General features: G+C 62.0%; 22 protein-coding genes. 10 read left to right on the top strand and 12 right to left on the bottom strand.

The genetic code is table 11. The annotated features are described in order from the left end of the window. Positions 1 to 31: 31 nt before the first annotated feature. A complete protein-coding gene (locus tag A3CW_RS0121780) occupies positions 32 to 2,110 on the top strand; it encodes an NAD(P)/FAD-dependent oxidoreductase (protein ID WP_051481621.1) in 2,079 nt (692 codons plus the stop codon). Positions 2,111 to 2,203: 93 nt separating this feature from the next. Here the strand turns inward: A3CW_RS0121780 and A3CW_RS0121785 are convergent, their stop codons facing one another. Next, positions 2,204 to 3,121, bottom strand: coding sequence for an AraC family transcriptional regulator (locus A3CW_RS0121785; RefSeq protein ID WP_028205461.1), 918 nt, complete (start codon positions 3,119 to 3,121; stop codon positions 2,204 to 2,206). A 101-nt stretch (positions 3,122 to 3,222) separates the two neighbouring features. Here A3CW_RS0121785 and A3CW_RS0121790 point away from each other — a divergent pair, with 101 nt between their 5' ends. Further along, positions 3,223 to 3,972 (top strand): SDR family oxidoreductase, encoded by a 750-nt coding sequence (locus tag A3CW_RS0121790; RefSeq protein ID WP_028205462.1) that lies wholly within the window; start codon positions 3,223 to 3,225, stop codon positions 3,970 to 3,972. Between the two features lie 19 nt (positions 3,973 to 3,991). Next, positions 3,992 to 4,750: an SDR family oxidoreductase gene (locus tag A3CW_RS0121795; protein ID WP_028205463.1), complete on the top strand. Its 759-nt coding sequence runs from the start codon at positions 3,992 to 3,994 to the stop codon at positions 4,748 to 4,750. A 422-nt stretch (positions 4,751 to 5,172) separates the two neighbouring features. Here A3CW_RS0121795 and map read toward each other — a convergent pair whose 3' ends face one another. Next, on the bottom strand, positions 5,173 to 5,940 hold the full coding sequence (map, locus tag A3CW_RS0121800) for a type I methionyl aminopeptidase (protein ID WP_028205464.1): 768 nt from the start codon (positions 5,938 to 5,940) through the stop codon (positions 5,173 to 5,175). Next, positions 5,937 to 6,149, bottom strand: a complete 213-nt coding sequence (locus A3CW_RS0121805) for a ParD-like family protein (RefSeq protein WP_028205465.1) — start codon at positions 6,147 to 6,149, stop codon at positions 5,937 to 5,939. Before A3CW_RS0121805 ends, map begins: the two co-directional genes overlap by 4 nt. Positions 6,150 to 6,378: 229 nt before the next feature. On the opposite strand from A3CW_RS0121805, the gene A3CW_RS0121810 reads away from it, so the two are divergent. Continuing rightward, positions 6,379 to 6,735, top strand: a complete 357-nt coding sequence (locus tag A3CW_RS0121810) for a SpoIIAA family protein (RefSeq protein ID WP_028205466.1) — start codon at positions 6,379 to 6,381, stop codon at positions 6,733 to 6,735. A 146-nt stretch (positions 6,736 to 6,881) separates the two neighbouring features. On the opposite strand, the gene A3CW_RS0121815 is transcribed toward A3CW_RS0121810, so the two are convergent. Then, positions 6,882 to 7,586, bottom strand: coding sequence for a helix-turn-helix transcriptional regulator (locus A3CW_RS0121815; protein WP_028205467.1), 705 nt, complete (start codon positions 7,584 to 7,586; stop codon positions 6,882 to 6,884). Positions 7,587 to 7,736: 150 nt separating this feature from the next. On the opposite strand from A3CW_RS0121815, the gene A3CW_RS0121820 reads away from it, so the two are divergent. The 4 genes from A3CW_RS0121820 to A3CW_RS0121835 all read left to right on the top strand — a co-directional run bounded on the left by A3CW_RS0121820 (position 7,737) and on the right by A3CW_RS0121835 (position 10,681). Next, positions 7,737 to 8,135 carry a VOC family protein gene (locus tag A3CW_RS0121820; protein WP_028205468.1) on the top strand — a complete coding sequence of 133 codons (399 nt, stop codon included), beginning with the start codon at positions 7,737 to 7,739 and terminating at the stop codon, positions 8,133 to 8,135. Positions 8,136 to 8,630: 495 nt separating this feature from the next. Beyond that, the gene (locus tag A3CW_RS47125) at positions 8,631 to 9,020 is read left to right on the top strand and encodes an NO-inducible flavohemoprotein (protein WP_245623710.1); all 390 of its coding nucleotides are present in this window, start codon (positions 8,631 to 8,633) and stop codon (positions 9,018 to 9,020) included. A 117-nt stretch (positions 9,021 to 9,137) separates the two neighbouring features. Further along, positions 9,138 to 9,584, top strand: a complete 447-nt coding sequence (locus tag A3CW_RS51120) for a hypothetical protein (RefSeq protein WP_245623711.1) — start codon at positions 9,138 to 9,140, stop codon at positions 9,582 to 9,584. Between the two features lie 149 nt (positions 9,585 to 9,733). Further along, on the top strand, positions 9,734 to 10,681 hold the full coding sequence (locus tag A3CW_RS0121835; protein WP_028205469.1) for a GlxA family transcriptional regulator: 948 nt from the start codon (positions 9,734 to 9,736) through the stop codon (positions 10,679 to 10,681). A 55-nt stretch (positions 10,682 to 10,736) separates the two neighbouring features. Here A3CW_RS0121835 and A3CW_RS0121840 read toward each other — a convergent pair whose 3' ends face one another. The 4 genes from A3CW_RS0121840 to A3CW_RS0121855 form a co-directional block, all read right to left on the bottom strand. Beyond that, positions 10,737 to 11,219 carry a YybH family protein gene (locus A3CW_RS0121840; RefSeq protein WP_028205470.1) on the bottom strand — a complete coding sequence of 161 codons (483 nt, stop codon included), beginning with the start codon at positions 11,217 to 11,219 and terminating at the stop codon, positions 10,737 to 10,739. 126 nt (positions 11,220 to 11,345) lie between these two features. After that, positions 11,346 to 12,200 (bottom strand): DJ-1/PfpI family protein, encoded by an 855-nt coding sequence (locus tag A3CW_RS0121845; protein ID WP_028205471.1) that lies wholly within the window; start codon positions 12,198 to 12,200, stop codon positions 11,346 to 11,348. 152 nt (positions 12,201 to 12,352) lie between these two features. Further along, positions 12,353 to 13,099: an SDR family oxidoreductase gene (locus tag A3CW_RS0121850; RefSeq protein WP_028205472.1), complete on the bottom strand. Its 747-nt coding sequence runs from the start codon at positions 13,097 to 13,099 to the stop codon at positions 12,353 to 12,355. Between the two features lie 347 nt (positions 13,100 to 13,446). Next, complete coding sequence (locus A3CW_RS0121855) at positions 13,447 to 14,331, bottom strand: alpha/beta fold hydrolase (protein ID WP_028205473.1); 885 nt, start codon at positions 14,329 to 14,331, stop codon at positions 13,447 to 13,449. Between the two features lie 103 nt (positions 14,332 to 14,434). On the opposite strand from A3CW_RS0121855, the gene A3CW_RS0121860 reads away from it, so the two are divergent. After that, positions 14,435 to 15,337 (top strand): LysR substrate-binding domain-containing protein, encoded by a 903-nt coding sequence (locus A3CW_RS0121860; RefSeq protein ID WP_035513495.1) that lies wholly within the window; start codon positions 14,435 to 14,437, stop codon positions 15,335 to 15,337. A gap of 109 nt (positions 15,338 to 15,446) precedes the next feature. Here the strand turns inward: A3CW_RS0121860 and A3CW_RS0121865 are convergent, their stop codons facing one another. Beyond that, the gene (locus A3CW_RS0121865; protein ID WP_035513499.1) at positions 15,447 to 16,169 is read right to left on the bottom strand and encodes a glutathione S-transferase; all 723 of its coding nucleotides are present in this window, start codon (positions 16,167 to 16,169) and stop codon (positions 15,447 to 15,449) included. A gap of 146 nt (positions 16,170 to 16,315) precedes the next feature. Here A3CW_RS0121865 and A3CW_RS0121870 point away from each other — a divergent pair, with 146 nt between their 5' ends. Then, positions 16,316 to 16,891, top strand: coding sequence for a TetR/AcrR family transcriptional regulator (locus tag A3CW_RS0121870; RefSeq protein ID WP_028205476.1), 576 nt, complete (start codon positions 16,316 to 16,318; stop codon positions 16,889 to 16,891). Positions 16,892 to 17,125: 234 nt separating this feature from the next. Here the strand turns inward: A3CW_RS0121870 and A3CW_RS0121875 are convergent, their stop codons facing one another. The 3 genes from A3CW_RS0121875 to A3CW_RS0121885 form a co-directional block, all read right to left on the bottom strand. Next, positions 17,126 to 18,598, bottom strand: coding sequence for an NAD-dependent succinate-semialdehyde dehydrogenase (locus tag A3CW_RS0121875; RefSeq protein WP_028205477.1), 1,473 nt, complete (start codon positions 18,596 to 18,598; stop codon positions 17,126 to 17,128). Positions 18,599 to 18,680: 82 nt separating this feature from the next. Continuing rightward, positions 18,681 to 19,472: a 4-hydroxy-2-oxoheptanedioate aldolase gene (gene hpaI / locus A3CW_RS0121880; RefSeq protein ID WP_028205478.1), complete on the bottom strand. Its 792-nt coding sequence runs from the start codon at positions 19,470 to 19,472 to the stop codon at positions 18,681 to 18,683. Then, positions 19,447 to 20,781 (bottom strand): MFS transporter, encoded by a 1,335-nt coding sequence (locus A3CW_RS0121885; RefSeq protein WP_028205479.1) that lies wholly within the window; start codon positions 20,779 to 20,781, stop codon positions 19,447 to 19,449. Before A3CW_RS0121885 ends, hpaI begins: the two co-directional genes overlap by 26 nt. Positions 20,782 to 20,802: the final 21 nt, after the last annotated feature.

Raw genomic sequence — 20,802 nt, forward strand, 5'->3', positions numbered from 1 at the left:
CGCCGTGATGGTTCGCTCGAAAGGGTGCCGTATGTTCTGGAACGCCTTCAAACCCCTGGTCCGCGTCGCGCCCAAAGTACGCGCGCTTTGCATGCCGTGGCTGCTTCTTGCCACACGCGTCTGGTTCGGGCAGGTCGTGCTCGTGCATCAGATCATGGCCATGGCGCAAGGCAATCAGGGCGGCTTAACCGGCGCCGGATTGCATGCTCCGTCCAGCGTGGAGGCAGCGCTGCACGGTATCGTGCCGCTCCTGCTCACCGCTGGCCTCTTGACCCGACCCATAGCGCTTGTGTTGCTGGTTGGCGGCTACGGATCGATCGCCCTCGGTCCGGGCGGCGCAACGCTTGTTTTGCTCGCGTGGCTGGTCGTGCTGGGTCCGGGAACGTTCTCCCTCGACGCGATGTTGGCGCGAGGCCTGGCGTGGGCTCCACTTGGCCCGGCCCGACAGATCAGGAAAGGCTACGAGCTGCTAGAACGATTTGTGTCCCCTGTGCTCCTGCTCTTCTCGCGCGCGGGCATAGCGGCGTCGCTCAGTCTCGCTTCGGCATTGACGCCTTCCCTTTTCGGGCAGGCTGCCCATCAAGGTCTGACGACACTGTTCGCCTACCCCTCATGGATCGCTGCGCTGCTCGCATTCTGCATCGCCTTCGGCTGCATGACGCGGCCGGCGATGTTCATCTATGCCGCCATGGTTCCACTCGCTGGCATCGCCATGGCCATGGACGACCGGCTGGCCATTCTTCTCTTGCTGCTTATGTTTGTCGCCACGGGGCCCGGCGTCATCTCGGTGGATCATTGGCTCGCCCGCTGGGTGCTCGACAGCCCGGACAGAGAAAAAGGCACGTTGAATGCGTATCCACATGTCGTGGTGGTAGGCGGTGGCTTTGGCGGGCTCGAGACCGTTCGCGGCCTACGCAATTCGCACTGCCGGATCACCCTCATCGACCAGCGGAATCATCATCTGTTTCAGCCGCTGCTCTACCAGATCGCGACAGCGGCGTTGTCGCCTGGAGAAATCGCAACGCCGATCCGAAGCCTCTTTCGTGGACAGCGAAACGTCCAGGTCCGTCTGGGAACCGTCACAGGCATCGACACTGCCACCCGCGAAGTGCTGATCGGCAAAGCCAGCCTGAAATTCGACTATCTCGTTCTCGCGACCGGCGCACGTCACAGCTATTTCGGCAACGATCACTGGGCGCCGTACGCGCCCGGGCTAAAGAGCATAGAGGACGCGACCTCGATCAGGAGCCGTCTGCTGCGGGCATTTGAAGAGGCGGAAACGGCCGCCGACGCAGCAGCCCGCGCCGCATGGCTGACGTTCATCATCGTCGGCGGAGGACCAACGGGTATCGAGCTGGCCGGCGCCATCGCCGAACTCGCGCACCATGGGATGGATCAGGAATATCGCGCAATCGATCCGTCGACATCGCGCGTCATTCTGGTTCATGCCGGACCCCGCGTTCTGCCGACATTCCCGCCGTCCCTGTCTGCCGCCGCGGAACGTTCCCTTCGCAAGCTGGGTGTCACGATCTACCTCGATACCAGGGTGCTGGGCGTCGATCAGGAGGGCGCCGATCTCGGCAAGGATCGAATTGCATCCCGCACCATCCTGTGGGCTGCCGGGGTGGCGGCGTCTCCGGTCGCCCGATGGCTAAAGCAGCCAGAGGACGCGTCTGGACGAATCAAGGTGAACGACGACCTCTCTGTTCCGGCAGCTGAAGGCATCTATGCAATTGGCGATGCCGCTTCGAGTCTGGGCTGGAACGGAGTAGCGGTGCCGGGGTTGGCGCCAGCCGCCAAACAGCAGGGAAGATATGCCGCGCGGGTGATCAACGCACAGCTTGCGGGTCGCCGTCGTCCGCCGCCGTTTCGATACAGACATTTCGGCAGCCTGGCAACGATCGGGCGTCAGGCCGCGGTGGCGGAAATCGGCCCCATCCGCATGTGGGGTGCGCCAGCGTGGTGGTTCTGGGGCGCCGCACACATCGCGTTCCTCACCGGCGGGCCGAACAGGGTGAAAGTCATGCTGGATTGGCTCTGGGCCTATGCCACCTACCGACGCAGCACGCGACTCATTACCGGCCCGGCTTCCGACAGGCAGCCGGATTGATGTTCGCAGTGCACAAACCGGTCGCTTGCCGCGCTCGGCGCGCCGCCAGCTGAAGCGCGCGCGCCGGCCTGCCGCCAACCCGCTTGCGCCTGCTTATGCGCCATCCGGGGTCATCTGCTCCTCGCGCGCGTACTGCGTCGGCGGCCGGCCGACGTGCCGCGTGAAGGCAACGCTGAACGTGCTGGCCGAACTGTAGCCGACAAGTTGTGCAATCTCGGCGATACGGCCGTGATTGCGGCGCAACAGATCCTTCGCGAGCGCCATGCGCCAGGTCAGCAGGTATTCCATCGGCGCGACGCCGACTGCACGGCTGAAGCGCTCGAAAAAGGTCGAGCGTGAGAGCGCGGCCTCCTTCGCGAGCGCGGCAACTGTCCACGGCTTCGTCGGGTGCTCGTGCATCTCCCGGATCGCTGCCGCGAGACGGCTATCGGAGAGTCCGCGCACGAGACCCGGTGGCGCATACGTTCCCGCCGTGGATCGTAGTGCTTCGATGAGCAGCACTTCCAGCAGGCGGGAGAGCACGACTTCGCGCGCAGGCCGCTGCTCTCTCGATTCCTCGCGCACGAGTTTTACGAGCGTGGCCAGCCGTTCCTGGCCGCGGACATGCACGAGTTGCGGCAGTAGCGAAACCAGCAGCGATGAATCCGGCGACCCGAAGCTGCAGTGGCCCGCCACCATGCGCGAGTCGACCGCCTGGTCCGCAGCGCCGATTCTGAATTCATTGTTGCCCAGCGCGACGGGCGTCACTGGCTCGACGTCCGGCGGCGGAGGCTCGAGGCTGCTAATCCCGATGCCATAGGACGCAGGAATCAGGACGAAGTCACCGGCCACGAGCTCGAGCGGCGCATGATCGTCGATCGTGATGCAACACCCGCCATCGAGGATGACGCAATAGAAAGGCTCGCCCGCACCCGAACGACTGATGCGCCAGGGGCCGGTGCCGAGGACGAGTTTGGAGTAGCGCGCACTCGGCTGCAGCAGCGTCACGACTTCAGCCAACGGATCGATCATGGCCGGACTCCTGCAAACGAAATTCGGACCTTTGATTGTAGCAAGTACGGACTGCGCGATCTATCGTATGGACACACGCAAACCATGCCAAAGGAGATTCCATGCAAACCGTGCTGATCACCGGCTGCTCGTCCGGATTCGGGCTCGAGATCGCCCGCTACTTCCTGGCCCGTGACTGGCGGGTCGTCGCCACGATGCGTACGCCGCGCGACGACGTGCTGCCGCGTTCAGAGCACCTGCGCGTGCTGGCGCTCGACGTCACGAAGCCGGAGAGCATACGCGAGGCCGTCATGGCCGCGGGCCCGATCGACGTCCTCGTCAACAATGCGGGCTTCGGCGCGGCTTCCCCGGCTGAACTGGTTCCAATCGAGGCCGTCCGCGAGGTCTTCGAGACCAACACGTTCGGCACGATCGCGGTGACGCAAGCCGTGCTGCCCCAGTTCCGCGAGCGCAAGGCGGGCGTCATCGCGAACGTCACGTCGAGTGTGACGTTGAAGGCGCTGCCGCTGATCGGCGCGTACCGCGCCAGCAAGGCGGCAGTGAACGCGTTCACCGAATCGATGGCGCTGGAACTCGAACCGTTCGGCGTGCGGGTGCGCCTCGTGCTGCCGGGCCGTTCGCTGGAGACACGCTTTGGAGAGAACGCGCGGGCCCACATCCATGGCTTCGACAATGAAGCCTACGCCGGTCTCGTCAAAGAAGTCCTCGCGCGTCTGGAGGACACGGCGTCCCCCCTCACCCAGGCACAGGACGTCGCCGAGGCCGTGTGGCGCGCGGCGACGGACCCCTCGACTCCGATGCGTATTCCCGCCGGCGCCGATGCCGAAGCATGGGCAGCTGAGGTGAGCTAATCAATACCAGGAGGTTTCCATGCAGGACAATGTCATCGCCCTCGTCACCGGGGCCAATCAGGGAATCGGTCTTCAGATCGCGAAGGATCTCGCGTCACACGGCCTCACGGTGCTCGTCGGGTCGCGCAATCTCGAACGCGGTGAGGCCGCGGCCAGGGAGGTTGGGCCGAACGCGCGTGCGCTCCAGCTCGACGTGACGGATCACGCTTCGATCGCAGCGGCCGCGCAGCGCATTCGCGACGAGCATGGCCGCCTCGACGTGCTCGTCAACAACGCCGCGATTTCGAGCACGAACCGGCAACCCGGCCAGTCGGTCGAGGACTTCGCGAAGACCACCCGCCCGAGCAATGTCTCCCTCGACGAAATGCGCGCGGTGTGGGACACCAACGTGTTCGGCGTGCTGGCCGTTTATCAGGCGATGCTGCCGCTCCTGCGCAAATCGACGGCCGCCTGCATCCTCAACGTGTCGAGTGGCGTTGGGTCGCTCACGACGAACTCGGACCCTGCGTTCCCATGGCGCTCGATCTTCGGTCCGGTATACCCCGCCTCCAAGACGGCGCTCAACGCATTGACCGTTGCGATGGCGATCGAGCTGGAGCCGGAGGGAATCAGGGTCAACGCCGTCTCGCCGGGCTACACCCGCACGAACCTCAACGGCTATACGGGCACGGAGACCGTCGAGGAAGGGGCCCGCGAAGCGGTGCGCGTCATTTTGCTGGGACCGGACGGCCCGTCGGGGACATTCACCCGCTGGGAAAATCAGACGATTCCGTGGTGAGCCAGGGGCCGCTGAAGCATCTTCGCCAAAGGCGACGCGCGCGATCTAGCCCAGACTGCAGTGCGCCGCAAGATTCCCTAATTTTATTGTTGTGCTGTGCCGACACGACCCGCCGCTATTTTTGTCGGCTAGAAGAATGTCACACGCCTTGCGTAATCTGGCGATGCGCCTGAACACGGAATAGCCCCCGTTAGGTGCACCCCTCGGCCGCGTCCCTGTATGCGGCTTTTTTTTATGCACTGCAAACATTTGAGGCCGCCTTGCCTTGCGGCCGCGAACGGCCAATCGAGGTTCGCACCGCCGCGGCATTCGTGGCAGGGCGAGCTGACATCGAACATCCAGCGCTGATACGCCGCCGCAATGGCAGACCTGCCAGTAAGTGAAAACCTCGCTCCGGGTTCGGCGCACCGCTCCCCGAGCCGTCAGTTGAGCATCGTTTCCCCGGGGCGCAGCGTCAAGACCCGTACGCCGTTTCGGGTCACGGCTACGGTGTGCTCGAACTGAGCGGACAGTTGCCCGTCGCGTGTAACGACCGTCCAGCCATCCTCTTCGGTCCAAACGGCAGACCTCCCCTGGTTAAACATCGGTTCGATGGTGAACACCATTCCTTCGCGCAACATCAAACCTGTTTTCGGCTTTCCCCAATGCAGCACCTGAGGATCCTCGTGCATTTCCCGCCCAATGCCATGCCCGCAGTATTCCCTTACGACCGAATAGCCATTTCTGCGGGCGTGCCGCTCAATGGCATGACCCACATCGCCAAGTCTGGCACCGGGACGAACGGCCCTGATTCCTTTCCACATCGCTTCGTAGGTCACTTGCACGAGCCGTTTGGCCAGTGGCGACACCTCACCAACCAAATATGTTTTGCTGGAATCAGCGATATATCCATTCTTCTCCAACGTGATGTCGAAATTGACGATGTCCCCGCTCCGCAAAACGTCTGTCGTGGAAGGAACGCCGTGGCAAACCACGTTATTGCGGGAAGCGTTGAGCGCGTAGGCGTAGCCGTACTGGCCTTTGCTTGCCGGGCGTGCCTTGAACTCATCGACGATGAGGCTATCGACCATGTCATTCACTTGCATCGTCGACATGCCGATCAAGCTCAATGTATCCAGATAGCCAAATACGTCCGCCAGCAACTTGCCCGACTCCGCCAGCAATTCGATTTCTTCCAGCCGTTTGGTCATGGTGTAGCCACGTTGACGGATTGCGCTACAACGCCAGCGGCTCTGAGTTCGCGGGCAACGATCTCATTGAACCCCATCGTCGGATTCATTTCGCACAACATACCGATCTTGATCCAGAAGGCCGCTTGCGCATTGATTGACCGGCACGAAACTGCGCTTGCCTTTCGTATCTGATCGTGCAGCTCGTCGTCGATATTCACGATACCCATGTGCCACTCCATCCGTATATGATTCGTATATGTATCATATACGGAAACAGGACGACAGTGCAAGCGCCGTGGCGATATCGCGCGGGGATGAGCGGCGAGCGGGCAGAACGCGCCGCTCGCATCTCGCAAGCCGACCGGGCGCGAGGAAAGGGGTACCATGAGAAAGCTATCGAACGCCAGGCTGATCCGCGCCTGAGCGTGTAACGTCTCCGTACCCAGGGGGCCCGCCATGATCCAGTATCACTCCACTCCCGATTCGCCGGTCGTCGAAATCACCGTCGAAGGCAAAATCACCGACCACGATCTGCGCGAAGCCATCGAGCGCATGCGTGGCGATCTTGAACTGAACGGGAAGACCCGTGTGCTCGAACGCATCGAGCACTTCAGCGGTATCGAGCCGAAGGCGCTGTGGACCGACATGACGCTCGGCGTCTCCCTCGCCCGCAAGGTCACACGCGCCGCGGTGGTGGCCGACGCGGCCTGGATTCGCGCCTCGATGCATTTGGCCCGATTCTTTACCAAGGCTGAAATCAAGGCGTTCCACACTAACGAACTGGAGCAGGCGCGAGCCTGGATCAACGCCTGAACGTCGCCTGCCGCCGCACGCTTCGGACGGCAGGCGGCGACGAGCCGGCATTCGTTCCCCAACGTCGGGTTGACTGCTTTCGCAGTCAGGATGGGCTTTGCCTTCATGACAGCGGACAGCGCAGTCGCGAGCACGGAGAACACAATTTATTCCGGCAGATCGATCCCGCGCGATTGCTTCATATGCTGTTTCCACCGTGCCATCAGTGTTCTTCTCCGCACATCATGCGGCTCGTCAAGAAACGTGGCGCCGACAATCCGATCCGCCCTGAAGTGACGAAACTCCTGACGTAGTTCGCACCACGCAACAAGTAGTCGGACAGCATCCGCGTACCCAATGAGCAGCGGCCATATTGTGCGTTCGCTCGCGCGTCCGCGTTCGTCGCGGTAACGGATTCGAAGCTTGCGACCCACGCGAATCCACTCGCGAACCTGCGCGATGTTCAGCATATCGGCCGGCGACGATTGTGGCGGCGGCGTGCTGACTGTCGGCTCCGCGATGAATGGCCTCAACTGGTCCGGCACCGCCGCCGTGATCTTGGCGATCAGATCCTGAGCGGCTCTTGCCAGCACCGGATCGCTTCGTTGGGCGACCCATTGTGCGCCGAGCACGGCGGCTTCCAGCTCATCTGGTGTCAGCATGAGGGGCGGCATGTCGTAGTGACGGTCGAGCACATAACCAATGCCTGCTTCGCCAGAAATGGGCACACGCTGTCCCATCAGATCGGCGATGTCACGATAAACAGTCCGCACGGAGATTTCCAGCTCATCGGACAGAACGCGCGCGGTCACCGGACGCTTTGCGCGTCGAAGAATCTGGATGATCTGGAAGAGTCGGTCTGCACGCCGCATGACGGAATTTCGCTGCTGACAGAATGGTGGCAGCAGGCCTTTTGTAGGATGCTGGAAAGTCGTCTACCGCGTTAGCGGCGACTTTATCGCCGGACCTCGAGCTTGCCAACGCTGGTCCGGATACTGGTTTGCCTAATAAAGGACAAGAAAATGGACTTCGTCTCCGCTCGCATTATCACCGATGACATCAAACGGCTGGTCCGATTCTACGAGGACATCGGGCTGAAGGCTATCTGGTACACGGAGGAATTCGCAGAACTGTCGACAGCTACCTGCACGCTCGCAATTGGCAGCAAGCGCACCATGAACCTGTTCGGGTCGGGGGCCGCGATACCGGCAAGCAATCACTCGCTCATTCTCGAATTCCATGTGCCCGATGTCGATGAGGTTTACAGCCGGCTCGGCGGGCGGCTCAAAGACGTTGTACAGGCACCTACCACCCAGCCATGGGGCAATCGCTCACTGCTTTTTCGGGATCCGGACGGCAATCTGGTCAACTTCTTTACGCCGGTCAGCCCGGAGGCAATTCGCAAGTATATGAAGAGGTGAGTCGTTGCGGCGGGTTGCTCTGTCTCATCCCGCTCCGCGACTGTCCGTTGTTCTGCATGTATCGGCCATTGCATATTAATTCGTATATCCAACCTATTTTTTATCAGAAGCACCGAAACGACACAGACGGCGCTTCCCTGGTGCATAGGGATGCTTCCCAGCGCGTCCGACGGGGCAACGAGGGCGGGGAGCGCGAATTCCAGAGCGCCGCTCATCACCATCTGGCATGGGGTATGTGACAGCGAGAGGGAGATACGGGGACTAAACGATGGCCATCGTATTGCGGCGGTTGCGTGAATATACGCTCAACGGCTGAGATACCGGATCAGCGTCAAGCGCGAGCCCAACGGCGTCGCTTCGAACTTCCTGCACGACGAAGTTCGCGAAGGAAGCGTGTTAAAGCTCTTTCCGCCTGCTGGCGAATTCACCCTCCGCGATAGTGACAGGCCCCTAGTACTGATCAGTGGGGGCGTCGGTATCACGCCCACGCTAGCCATGGCGCAAGCGGCTTTGGACGGCAACAAGCGGGACGTCATCTTCATCCACTACGCGCGCAATGCGCTGGTGCATGCCTTCGCAGATGTATTCAAGGCGTGGCATGGCCGTTTCCCACGGCTGAAGTCTTACGTCGTCTATGAAGAGACTGAAGCACGGGGGACGCAGATTTCCGACGGGCGGCTCCCCGACGGGCATGTTCCCGACGGAGTGGGTCGGCCGACCCTGGAGCAATTGCGAAAGTGGCTTCCGCCGGCCGACGACGTCGACGCCTACTTCCTGGGTCCAAGACCGTTCATGGCTTTCATCAAGCGGTCACTGCGCGAACTGGGGGTACCCGAGGATAGAAGCCGATACGAGTTCTTCGGCCCCGCAGAAGCGCTGAATTGAGCTTCCATACGGTCGGCCACGTCGAGCCGGCGTCGGAATCCGCTAGCCGACGCCCGGCAAAGGGCGAGCAATTTCGCGCTAGGGTGCGAGTTCCGCGCTGATGAAGCGCTAAAGGATATGGTTGCCGTGAGACTCCCTCATCTGATTCGGCACGCCGTTGTTGTTACGGCCTTCGCCTCGAACGCAATCTACGCGCATGAGATTGGAGCAAGCCCGGATTGCCATGCTGGGCCGCACGAATTCATTCAACAGCTGCTTGCCAAAAAGGAAATAGATCCACGACCAATGAAAGTGTCGGCCAATTCAGTCAATGCGTATTGTCCCAGGCAGAAGCAGAGCCTGACTGCGCTCGGATTTAAAGTCCAGGCTGTATTTGGCTCCGTCCCGGACGATGGGACGTTCCAGCAGACAGCCGATGGTGACGGAGCGCCGCGTCAAATCTATGGTGTTGCCGTAGTGGCAGGGGAAGACGCGGTGAGGGAGCGCCTTTGTCAAATCGGCAGCACCGCGACGGTGAAGGTCGTCATGCCGCTTGTCATCTCCGCCGTTGTTTGTGAGAAGTAGCCGGTTTTCAAACTTCCTGCGACTCGGCAGTCGCTCGAGCGTTGCAGCACATAGTGCATCTACACCTCGCGCCTGACAGGATGTATGGCGCTATTCGAGGGTTTTCGGTAAAATAGGCCTTTCCATGGTCTTCGGCTTACTACTTCGTCATGCATCGAATTGGATTCTTCGTTTGCCGTGGCCACGATGCTCTTGATCTTGGTGGGCCACTTGCGGCTTTCAATCAGGTGGCGACAGCCGCTGGCCGTACTCCATATGATCTTCATGTAATCTCGCAGTCCGGAGGCCCGGTTCCTGGCAATACGGGCCTTTCGATCGAGACAAAGCCGATCGGAAAGCGCACGTTTGATACCGTCATTTTCGTGGGCGGTGATATCGATCCGATGCAGACACCGGAAAACATCGCCGCTGCCAGGAAACTGGGCGCCAGGGCGTCGCGGGTGGCGAGCGTGTGTACGGGAGCGTTTCTGCTTGCGGAAACCGGCTTGCTGGATGGATTGCGCGCAACGACGCACTGGCGATATGCTGCTCTATTGCAGTCTCGCTTCCCCCACACCAGGGTCGAGGGCAATAGTATCTATATCGTGGACGGCCGCATTTGGACGTCGGCGGGCATCGCCTCCGGAATAGACCTGGCGCTCGGCATGATTGAAAGAGATATGGGTGCGGAAACTGCGCGCGCTGTTTCCAGGCTTCTGGTTGTTCCGTATCGTCGACCAGGAGGGCAGTCCCAATTCTCCGCCATGTCGCAAATGGAGCCGGAATCGGATCGTATCCGCATCGCCCTGAACTTTGCCAGGGAACATCTGGCTGAAGCGCTACCTGTGGAACGACTCGCCGATGCCGCGAGTTTAAGTCTGCGACAGTTCGGACGAGCATTTCGCCGGGAAACGGGTGAAACACCTGCGAAGGCGGTCGAACGCTTGCGGGTTGAAGCTGCGAGGCTGCGCCTGCAGGATGGCAGCGAACCGATCGAACAGATTGCTCTGGCCGTGGGATTCACTGATCCGGAACGGATGCGGAGGGCCTTCATCAAACTGCATGGGCACCCACCGCAAGCGATCCGGCGCGAGAGCAGATTGAACAGTGCGCGCTGATCGAGCGCCGGCCTGGTGGCGCTCGCGGTACGTGACTACCTACATCGCCAGGCGCTCAGCGGCCATCGGATTTCTGGGCAGCGTAGTCATTCCAGATGTCGCGATGCAATTTCCACGCGCCGCCCTCCTTCAGAAAGAGGAGGATCTGCTTACCGCGGTATTTAAGGTTTCCAACATGGTCACGGATTTCCGCATCCGAGACCTCCGTCACGATCCGGTCGTTACCGTAGAACTCGTAATTGCTGAACGATACGGTGTCGGGTTTTGCGCCGGCATACCCCTTGGCGAAGTGCGCCGCAATCGCGCTGCCACCCGTCACCCTGTCGCCGCCGGGCGGCAGGAGTGCGCCATCGTTGGTATAGAGGCTGCCTATCGCCTCATAGTCCCCTCGCGCAAAGGCATCCGCCCATCGCGCGTTCTCGGCTTTGATGGCCGCTTCGGTTTGAGGCTGCAGGCCGCCAGCAATTGCTGGCACGGCAAACGCGAAAAAGGAAAAGCAGGCTGCAACGGCAGCAGCAAAAAGACGAATCTGTTGCATTTAACGATTTCCGATCAGGGTTTAAATCGAAGGGACTGCGCCAGAGTGGGCAGGTGAGGCAAGCAATGTCGGCTGCGGCTGCATCGAAACCCGTGCAAGTCCTCACAGACATTGCCTGCGGGCATGTCAGCGAACGCCTGGGATTCGTGCGAGCCCCCGGGATGCGCCGGGCAGTTCTTTGTCGACCATCGCGATGACTTCCGGCCGTGCGTCTCTGGGATGGCCGGAATGGAACGGCGGAGCGGGATCGTATTCGATCACGAGTTGCGTGAATTCGGCGGCCTGTTGACCGCGCAGCTTCGCTGCAACGCGAAGTGCGAAATCGATGCCCGCCGTCACGCCGCCGCCGCTCATGAAGCGGCCGTTGTCGTCTTCCACGAATCGATCCGGCACGGGAATCGCGCCATATTCGGACAGCTTGTTGACGAAGGCCCAATGGCAGGCGCTTCGCTTACCCTTGAGAATACCCGTCGCAGCGAGCACCAGCGATCCGTTGCAAACCGACGTCACATGTTTGGCGCTTTCCGCCAAACGCCGGATCTGCGCTTGATACTCGGGTCGCATCGGCGCCGTCAAATCGGACCCGCCGGGCACCAGAATCAGGTCTGTCTTTTCAATATCGGCCAGTCGTTCAGTCTTCCCATACACCACCCCGAATTCGAGGGTCACGTTGCCCCCATTGAGGCTCGCATAGCGAACGTTCGTATTCGGTAACCGATGGAAAATCTCGCTGGGGCCAGCGAAGTCGAGAAGCGTTCCGCCGTCGTAATTGACAATCAAAATGTTGAGCGGGTCATCCGGGGCAAGTTCGCCCTTGCTGCCTGCCTGCGCAAGAGCAGGCGTGGTGTGGCCAAGCAGGGCTCCGCCACCCAGCACGGCGCCCAGCGTGGCGATGCTTCCGAACTTGAGAACGTCGCGGCGCGAACGACCTGCTCCGGTGAGTGGCTTTCCGGAGGCATTGTTTTCGCTACTGTCGGTCAAGATCATTTCTCCTTGCGCTTCGGCCCCTCCGCGTTCGCAACCAGGTTGGGCCGGATTGAAAACCACCACGACAAGAAAGCGTGGTGGACGTGTGATCAAGGTGTGGATGAGCCGAAAGGACGTCCAGGGCTCTTGAGTCGGATAGCGCAGGCTTAAAGCTGCGAGGCACCGCCATCGACAATCAGTTCGCTGCCGACAACGTAGGAAGATTCGTCGCTGGCGAGATAGAGCGCAGCGTAGGCAATGTCCTCTGCCTTGCCCATGTGGCCAACCGGGATGGACTTCGCGAACTCGCTCTTGAAGTTGCGGACGTCCTCGTCCGACATACCCCACTTGCTGAGCAGGGGCGTGTCCGTGCCGCCAGGCGCGATCGCGTTGAACCGGATCTTGCGATCGAGAAACTCGTAGGACCAACTGCGGGCAAGTGATCGCACGGCGGCCTTCGCCGCCGCAGTCAACGATATGCCATGCTTGCCGGTCTGGGCGACGAACGATGTATTGAGAATGACTGAGGAGCCCTCTCGCAAGTCCGGCAGCACCGCTTGAAGCGTGTAAACCACGCCCTTGATGTTGATGTCCATGATCTCGTTGTAGAGGTCATCGTCGATGTCATTGAGTGCGGACGGGAAAGCCCAACCAGCGTTGGCGAACACGACATCCAGGCCGCCGAACTTTGCTTTTACCTCAGCGGCAATCGCCCGCATGTCCTCGATCGAACGTACATCGCCCTTGAGAACTAACGCATTCTCGCCAAGCTCGGCCTTCACACGCTCTAATGCGGCAACATCGCGACCAGTAACCGCTACCCGAGCGCCTTCTGCAATGAAAAGCCTGGCGGTCGCGAGACCGATGCCGCTAGTACCGCCCGTAATCAAAGCTGACTTGTTTTTAAGCCTCATCTTCGGTTCCTTTCTTTGCTCGAAATTGATCAAAACCGGAAGTACAAGACGCAATTGCGTTTGTGCTCATGTTCCGGCCTGATGCCTGCGCAAATTATGGAGCCTGAATGAAATGGCTCAAAGGTCGTATAACCCTCAAAAAACGCCACTCATTAAAACGGATGACTCACGCACCTCGGCGTTGACTGGCGGCCGCATGCAAAGTTGGTGGACTCGCGGCTGCCCCGAAAACGTAGCGAAGCCTCTGACTCTCCGATAAGACAGCGGACTAGCGCTCATGTTGACTGAGTGACTCAAACGGGTCGATCAGCCCCAACCGCCAAACGCTCACACGCTCCGCTCAACTCCTATCGACAGAACCGCAGAATCGCATCGGCAACCTCCTTTGGCGCTTCGCGCTGCGGGAAGTGGCCTACGCCATCGAGTACCTTCCGCTCATACCGCCCAAGGAAAAAAGACTCCCGCCCGCGGGAACTCTCGGGATGGTTGCAGGTGTCCGCGCCGCCGTGCAGCACCAACGTTGCAACCGACAGCCTCGGCGCGGGATTCAGACGCGCCTCATCTCCGGCATAGGCAGGGTCGCCGTCGACAAAGCCCCAACGGTGCCGGTAGCTATGAAGCACGACCTCTGCCCAATCGTCGCCCTCGAATGCCTGTGCCGCTTCGTCGAAGTCGGCCGGCGCATACCAGCCGGCCGGCGCCCAGGTATCCCACATCTGCCGGGCGAAAGCCTCACGTTCGTCCCGCACCACGCGTGCGCCTCGCGGCGTCGCCATCAACCAGTGGTACCAGTAATTGCGCACCTGCTGCAGGGTCAGTAGCTGGTTCGGATCATTGGTGCCGTATCCCACCGATAGCATCACCAGATGAGAAGCCACGCCGTCTCGCAGGCCGCACGCATTAGCGACCGCGCGTGCGCCCCAATCGTGGCCGACCAATACTGGCTGCTCAACGCCCAGCACGTCGAGGAAATCCAGAAGATCGCGGCCCAGCGCGGACAACTGGCCGCTGCGAGGCGTGGCCGTATCGCGGAACCGGGTGGGCGCGAAGCCCCGCAGCGCCGGCGCGAGCACGCGGTAACCCGCATCGGCCAGAATGGGCGCGACGTTCTTCCAGCACTGGGGGCTGTCCGGCCAGCCGTGCAGCAGCACCGCGGTGCGCGCTCCCTGCGGGTTCCATTCGAGCCAGGCGATATCGAGCCGCCCGGTGGCGGCGTGGCGGTAGGTGTTCATCGTATTCCTCGTGCAAACAGGGAAGTCCCACGATAGCTCGACGCCTCGTGCCGATTGGTGAATAATCACGAATCATTGGTGATTTTTCGTGTTGAATAATCTCATGGACATTCTGCCCACTGCCGACGGTGCTCCGCTCGATACCGTGTTGCTGCGAACCTTCTTTGAAGTCGTGGACAGCGGCAGCTTTGCCACGGCCGCTGAGCGTCTGTCGCTGACCCCTTCGGCCGTGAGCGGACATATCAAGCGCCTGGAACAGATCGTCGGTGTTGGCCTGCTGACCCGCACGACTCGCCACATGGAATTGACGCAGGCCGGCGACACCTTGTACGCCTACGGCCGCAATATCCTGGATCTGGAACGCGAGGTCCGCGCGAAACTACGCGGCACGCCGCTGCGCGGGCTGCTGCGAGTCGGTGCATCGGAAGATTTTGCGGGCGCCTGGCTGCCCAAGGTCCTGCAGCGTTTTCGCCAGCGGCATCCCGAAGCGACAATCGACCTGAGAGTCGGCATCACGGCCGATCTGTTGCGCCAGCAGGAGCGCGGTCGTCTCGATCTCGTGTTCGGCAAGCAATGCAGCCGTGTCGGCAAAGGCGGCACGCTGCTGTGGGAAGAGCCGCTAGTCTGGGCCTACGCGGAAGACGCCGATCTGGATCTCGACCAGCCGCTGCCGCTGGCCGTTTTCCCCGATCCCTGCATTTATCGCGAGTCCGCAATCACCGCACTCAACAAGGCCGGTCGAGCGTGGCGCCTGGTGTTCGAGAGCAGTAGCATGGCAGGTTGCCTGTCGGCGGCGAGTTCGGGTTTCGCAGTGACGGTCATCGCCGATAGTCAGCGAGTCGAAGGCTTGCGCTTGTTGGGTCGCAAGGAAGGACTGCCCGCATTGCCAGTTGCCCGTTTTTACGCGTTTCCTCGGACCGACTCGCCGGCCTGTGCAGCTTTGATCGATGCTGCACGCCGCGCAGGCCAGCAGGGCCGCTTCAGCCCACGCGCACTTCGCGCGTGACCGGTCCGTCGTTTGCCTCAGGTGGTGAGACGGTCGACGTTCAGTCGAGCCCGCCCTGGCACATGCGTGTAACGAATGGCCGTTCTAACCGGTCGCCGCTTTCGTTGCATCACTGATCCGTCCCGGTCAGTCGTGACGCCCGGGCCAGGGCAGCAAACACCGGCTGGCTCCTTACGCTCTCGCGCTCCAGCATTCTTGCGTACCAGGCTTGAAGTGCCTCGCACTCCGCAGGCACCGGTAGCTTCACAAGCGCCGCAAAGATCAAACCGCCGATGACGGTGATGTCGGCCATCGAGAAAGTCTCGCCGGCGACATAGGGTTGGCTTTGCAGAACGGCATCAAAGTAGCGCATACCCTTCAGCGCCTTGTCGCGTTGACGGAACCCCCACTCCGGGTTTTGATACGTCTCGACGTTGGGGCCCAGCCCCGGCGTGCCATGATGGAAATAGACACTGACGGCGTCGAGCAGCTCCAACTCGGCGCGCTTGCTCATCATGTGGATCACACCCTTTTCGCGCGGTGTGCTACCGGTGAGCGTGGGCGCGCCATCGAGCGCGTCGAGGTATTCGGTAATGGCGGTGCACTCGGCAATACAGGTTCCGTCATCGAGTTCGAGCACCGGCAGCGTACCCGAATAGTTCTTGCCGGCGATGAACTCGGGCTTTTTGTGCTCCCCCTTGTAAAGATCGACCATCACGAACTGGACGCGCGATTGCAGCCTCTTTTCAGCCAGGACGACGCGCACGCGTGTCGGATACGGCCCTGTCGGGAAGTCGTAGATCTTCATCACGGGTACCTGGGTTGCGTCGAAATTGACAGTACGGGAAGTCATTGCCGGGGCGCTCCATAGTCGGCTGCATCGGATCGGGCGGCGTGAAGACACATCGCCCACGAACCTACCTATCGTTTGTTAGGTTAACCATAAAATGTACAATACGCGGTGTCAACACCTTTTTCCCGTTTACGGAGGCTGAAGCAGTGAGCAACGACGCGAGTTCAAACTCGAGGGAAAGAATCCTGGCGGCCGCCACGAGGCTCGCGCAGGCGCACGGCTACGGCGGTTTGAATTATCGCGATCTCGCAGACGAGGTTGGCATCAAGGCCGCGAGCATCTACCACCATTTCGAAAGCAAGGCCGATCTCGGCGCAGCGGTAGCGAGGCGTTACTGGGAGGACTCGGCGGCGGCTCTGGATGACATGCTGGCCAGATCGCAGGACCCGCTGCGCTGCCTTCGGCACTATCCAGACACCTTCCGCAAGGCGCTCGAGACCGGCAATCGCATATGCCTATGCAGCTTCATGGCCGCCGAAACTGACGACCTGCCGGAAGTCGTGATGAAAGAAGTCCGGACCTTTGCTGACGTAAATGTGGCGTGGCTGAGCAAGGTTCTCTCCGCAGCGGCCGTGGTCGGTTCCCGGGAGAGCAAACAGCGGGCTCGCGCTATCTTCGCTGCCATCGCCGGCGCTCAGCTCATCGCGAGGAGCCGCTCCGATATCTCTCTCTATGACGCACTCATCGAAAGCTATCGAAAAGCGGGCCTTTTGCCCACGTAACCGTGCAACAGTCCATGAGCGTGCACGAGGCGCACGACCGGCCGCTTCACGCCCTGAGTCAGTCCGTCAAGCTTTTAACGGGGGAGGCGGTTGTCCGTCGCCTGGGCGGACAACATCCGCAAACCGACGTCGGCGAATGGCAAGGCGCTTCGTCGCAAGTAGCACCGCGGTCAGGTCATCGAGCCATTCGGCCGCGCGGCCGGTCTCCGCATACCGGACCGCGCGCCGTCAACTTCAGTCGAGCCCGCCCTGGCACAGATACTTGATGCTGAGATAGTCGTCGAGGCCATACTTCGAGCCTTCGCGCCCATAGCCAGACTCCTTCACGCCGCCGAAGGGCGCCGCTTCGCTGGCCACGGCGCCTTCATTGATGCCGACGATACCGACTTCCAGTTTTCGCGCCACGCGATCGATTCGGCGTACGTCGTTTGTGTAGAAGTAAGCCGCGAGACCGAAAGGCGTGTCGTTTGCGATCCTGATGACGTCATTCTCATCCGCGAAGCGGAACAGTGGCGCGACAGGACCGAACGTTTCTTCGCAGCACAGCACCATCGCGTCGGTCGCATCGGCGAGCACGGTGGGCGCGTAATAGTTCGGCCCCAGTTCGGCGAGCCGTTTGCCACCCGTGAGTACGCGTGCACCATTCGCCACGGCGTCTTCGACGTGCTTTGCGATCTTGTCGATCGCACGCTCGTTGATCATCGGGCCGATCTGCGCCTTCGGGTCCGTTGCCGGTCCCACGTGAAGCGCAGCGACGCGTTGCGCCAGCAGATCTCCGAATCGTTCGTACACCGATTCATGCACGTAGATGCGATTGGGGCACACGCAGGTCTGCCCGCCGTTGCGGAACTTGGCCGCCATCAGGCCGTTGACGGCCGCGTCGAGGTCGGCGTCCTCGAACACGATAAACGGCGCGTTGCCGCCCAGTTCCAGCGAGAGCTTCTTGAGCGTGCCTGCCGATTCGCGCGCCAGATGCTTGCCCACTGCCGTCGAGCCCGTGAAGGTGATCTTGCGCACGCGATCGTCGGCGAGCCAGTCGGCCACAGCGGCAATGCCTTCGTCCCGCGCAGCCGAGATCATGTTGAGCACGCCGTCGGGCAAGCCCGCTTCCTGCGCGAGCGCGGCCAGCGCGAGCGCCGTAAGCGGCGTGTCCTCGGCGGGCTTCGCCACGACCGTGCAGCCTGCCGCGAGCGCCGGGGCGATCTTGCGCGCGATCATCGCGAGCGGGAAATTCCACGGCGTGATCGCGGCGACCACGCCAATCGGCTCCTTGATCGCGCTCATGCGCTTGCCGCGCTGCGTCTGCGGAATGATGTCGCCGTAGACCTTCGTCGCCTCTTCGGCGAACCACGCGACGTACGACGCGCCGTATGCAACCTCGCCGCGCGCCTCCGCGAGCGGCTTGCCCTGCTCCATCGACATGAGGCGCGCCAGATCCTCGGTGTTCTCGATGATGAGCGCGTGCCAACGGTTGAGCACGTGCGCCCGCTCGCGGGGCAGCTTGTCGCGCCAGGCGGGCAAGGCGCGGCTCGCCGCGTCCGTCGCGGCGCGGGCGTCGGCGGCGCTGCTGTTGGCCACCTGCGCGAGCGTGTCCTGCGTCGCCGGATTCATCACGGCATGACGGTTGCCTCCGGCGGCGGCGATCCACTGGCCGTCGATGAAATTATCTTGTCGAAGCAGTTCGCCTCGCGTCAACTCCAAACTCACTGCGTGCTCCTTTCTACAGGGGATATCGTGAACCGCTAGACCGTCGCGACCGGCGTGACCGGCGAACCGACCGCGCGGGGCCTTAGTCCGCTGTGCGTACGTCCGCGAAATCGCGCGCGAGCTTGCGCGCCGCGTTCGCGAACATCAGGATGTCCACGCCCGTCGCGACGAACGTGCAGCCGAGCTCCAGGTAATGACGCGCGAGCGCCGGGTCGGACGTGAGTGTGCCTGCCGCCTTGCCCGACGCGACGATCGTGCGGATCGCGCCGTCGATCGCCTGCTGCACTTCGGGATGCGTGGCCTTGCCGCGATGGCCCATCGAAGCCGCGAGATCGGCCGGCCCGATGAACACGCCATCCACGCCGTCCACCGCGCAGATCGATTCGAGGTTGCCCAGCGCCGTCGCCGTTTCGGCTTGCACGAGCAGGCACACTTCGTCATCCGAAATATCGAGGTAATCGGTACGCAGGCTCCAGCGCGACGCGCGGCCCACGGCGCTGCCCACGCCGCGAATGCCAAACGGCGGATAGCGCACGGCAGCGACGAGCGCGCGCGCTTCGTCGGCGGTATCGACCATCGGCACGAGCAGGTTGCGCGCGCCGATATCGAGCAGACGCTTGAGCAGCGCCGGGTCGCCGTTCACGGGGCGCACGACCGGCTCGCCCGGGTACGCCGCCACGGCCTGCAATTGTGCGAGGATCGTGCGCAACTCGTTGGGTGCGTGCTCGCTGTCGATGAGGAGCCAGTCGAAGCCCGCCGTCGCGCTCACTTCGGCGAGATACGGATCGGCCATGGAAAGCCAGAAGCCGACCTGCTTCCTGCGCGCGGCGAGCGCCGCCTTGAAAGGATTAAGCCCTGAAGTCTGCGGGTTCATGAATGCGTGTCTCCTGTGAGGGGTCGCCGAATTGAATGGGTTCCACCTTCCCGAGGAGGAACAGATAGTTGACGATCGCAATGCCGATCAGCGCCGCCGAGAACAGCAGCGCGGCAACGAACGAGCCGGTCGCGCCGACGATCGCGCCCGTGACGATCGGGCCGACCACACCGCCGAGATTCGATACCGTGTTTTGCAGGCCCGCGATCATCGAAACCGCATTGGGCGGCGCGACGTCGCCGGGCAGCGCCCACACCTGCGAGGCCGCGACCGTTGTGCCGGACTTCGCGATGCACAGCAGCAGCACCGCCACGAGCGCCGAATGCGCGAACGCCGCGAAGCCGATGCTCGACGCCATCACGAGCCCGATCACGAGAAACAGCTTGCGCGTTGCCGTGAGCGACAGTCTGCCGCTCGCGAACACGCGATCCGAGGCCCAGCCCGCGAAAATCTCGACGACGATCGACACGAGCAGCGGCAACGAGGCCATCCAGCCCATTTGCAGCACGCTCATGCCGCGCTCCTTCATCAGATACGTGGGCAGCCACGTGATGAAGAAGTACGAGTTGTAATTGATCATGAAAAAGCCGATGCACATCGCCCACACGTTGCGGTGCGCAAGCAGCTTGCGCCACGGCGGACGCACGGGCGGCTGCGCGCTTTGCACGCCTTTATCGCTTTCAATGTACGCGAGTTCCGCCGCATTCACGCGCGGATGATCGGCGGGGGAATCGGTGAAGCTCACCAGCCACGCGACGAACCACACGATGCCGAGCAGGCCCGTGAGCACGAAGGTCATCTTCCAGTCGAACGCGGCCAGCATCCACGCGATTAGCGGCAAGGCGATCGCGCCGCCCAGCTTCGAGCCGCTGTCGAAAATGCCCGCGACGGTCGCGCGTTCCTTGCGCGGAAACCAGCGCGTGGCGATACCGGCGTTGCTCGGGTACGCACCCGCCTCGCCCACGCCCAGCGCCACGCGCAAACCGACCAGCGAGCGGAAACCGCTCGCGAGGCCCGTCATCGCGGTCGCGAGCGACCACCAGAGCACCGCAAAACCCAGCACTTTCTTCTGGCCCAGGCGATCGGCGAGCAGGCCTGCGGGCAATTGCAGCAGCGCATACGACCAGAAGAACGCCGACATGACGATGCCCATCTGCATCGCGTCGAGATGAAACTCCGACTGAACTTTCGGGGCCGCCGCCGATAGCACCGTGCGATCGATATAGTTGATCGCGATCGCGGCCCACATGAGGCCCGCGACCCACCAGCGCATCTTCGAGCGGCCATGCCGTTGCGCAGATTTGAGCATCTGCTGTCTCCCTACCTGTTC

The organism is Paraburkholderia nodosa DSM 21604, assembly GCF_000519185.1.
GTDB classification, from domain to species: Bacteria; Pseudomonadota; Gammaproteobacteria; order Burkholderiales; family Burkholderiaceae; genus Paraburkholderia; species Paraburkholderia nodosa.

Excerpts from the sequence above, each read along its gene's own strand:
- A3CW_RS51120 (WP_245623711.1), top strand. The coding sequence starts at position 9,138 with ATGGTTGCCGTGAGACTCCCTCATCTGATTCGGCACGCCGTTGTTGTT.
- hpaI (WP_028205478.1), bottom strand. The coding sequence starts at position 19,472 with ATGAACCCGCAGACTTCAGGGCTTAATCCTTTCAAGGCGGCGCTCGCC.
- A3CW_RS0121810 (WP_028205466.1), top strand. The coding sequence starts at position 6,379 with ATGATCCAGTATCACTCCACTCCCGATTCGCCGGTCGTCGAAATCACC.
- A3CW_RS0121865 (WP_035513499.1), bottom strand. The coding sequence starts at position 16,169 with ATGACTTCCCGTACTGTCAATTTCGACGCAACCCAGGTACCCGTGATG.
- map (WP_028205464.1), bottom strand. The coding sequence starts at position 5,940 with ATGACCAAACGGCTGGAAGAAATCGAATTGCTGGCGGAGTCGGGCAAG.
- A3CW_RS47125 (WP_245623710.1), top strand. The coding sequence starts at position 8,631 with ATGGCGCAAGCGGCTTTGGACGGCAACAAGCGGGACGTCATCTTCATC.
- A3CW_RS0121840 (WP_028205470.1), bottom strand. The coding sequence starts at position 11,219 with ATGCAACAGATTCGTCTTTTTGCTGCTGCCGTTGCAGCCTGCTTTTCC.
- A3CW_RS0121885 (WP_028205479.1), bottom strand. The coding sequence starts at position 20,781 with ATGCTCAAATCTGCGCAACGGCATGGCCGCTCGAAGATGCGCTGGTGG.
- A3CW_RS0121815 (WP_028205467.1), bottom strand. The coding sequence starts at position 7,586 with ATGCGGCGTGCAGACCGACTCTTCCAGATCATCCAGATTCTTCGACGC.
- A3CW_RS0121855 (WP_028205473.1), bottom strand. The coding sequence starts at position 14,331 with ATGAACACCTACCGCCACGCCGCCACCGGGCGGCTCGATATCGCCTGG.
- A3CW_RS0121785 (WP_028205461.1), bottom strand. The coding sequence starts at position 3,121 with ATGATCGATCCGTTGGCTGAAGTCGTGACGCTGCTGCAGCCGAGTGCG.
- A3CW_RS0121835 (WP_028205469.1), top strand. The coding sequence starts at position 9,734 with ATGCATCGAATTGGATTCTTCGTTTGCCGTGGCCACGATGCTCTTGAT.
- A3CW_RS0121795 (WP_028205463.1), top strand. The coding sequence starts at position 3,992 with ATGCAGGACAATGTCATCGCCCTCGTCACCGGGGCCAATCAGGGAATC.
- A3CW_RS0121820 (WP_028205468.1), top strand. The coding sequence starts at position 7,737 with ATGGACTTCGTCTCCGCTCGCATTATCACCGATGACATCAAACGGCTG.
- A3CW_RS0121780 (WP_051481621.1), top strand. The coding sequence starts at position 32 with ATGTTCTGGAACGCCTTCAAACCCCTGGTCCGCGTCGCGCCCAAAGTA.
- A3CW_RS0121860 (WP_035513495.1), top strand. The coding sequence starts at position 14,435 with ATGGACATTCTGCCCACTGCCGACGGTGCTCCGCTCGATACCGTGTTG.
- A3CW_RS0121850 (WP_028205472.1), bottom strand. The coding sequence starts at position 13,099 with ATGAGGCTTAAAAACAAGTCAGCTTTGATTACGGGCGGTACTAGCGGC.
- A3CW_RS0121805 (WP_028205465.1), bottom strand. The coding sequence starts at position 6,149 with ATGGGTATCGTGAATATCGACGACGAGCTGCACGATCAGATACGAAAG.
- A3CW_RS0121790 (WP_028205462.1), top strand. The coding sequence starts at position 3,223 with ATGCAAACCGTGCTGATCACCGGCTGCTCGTCCGGATTCGGGCTCGAG.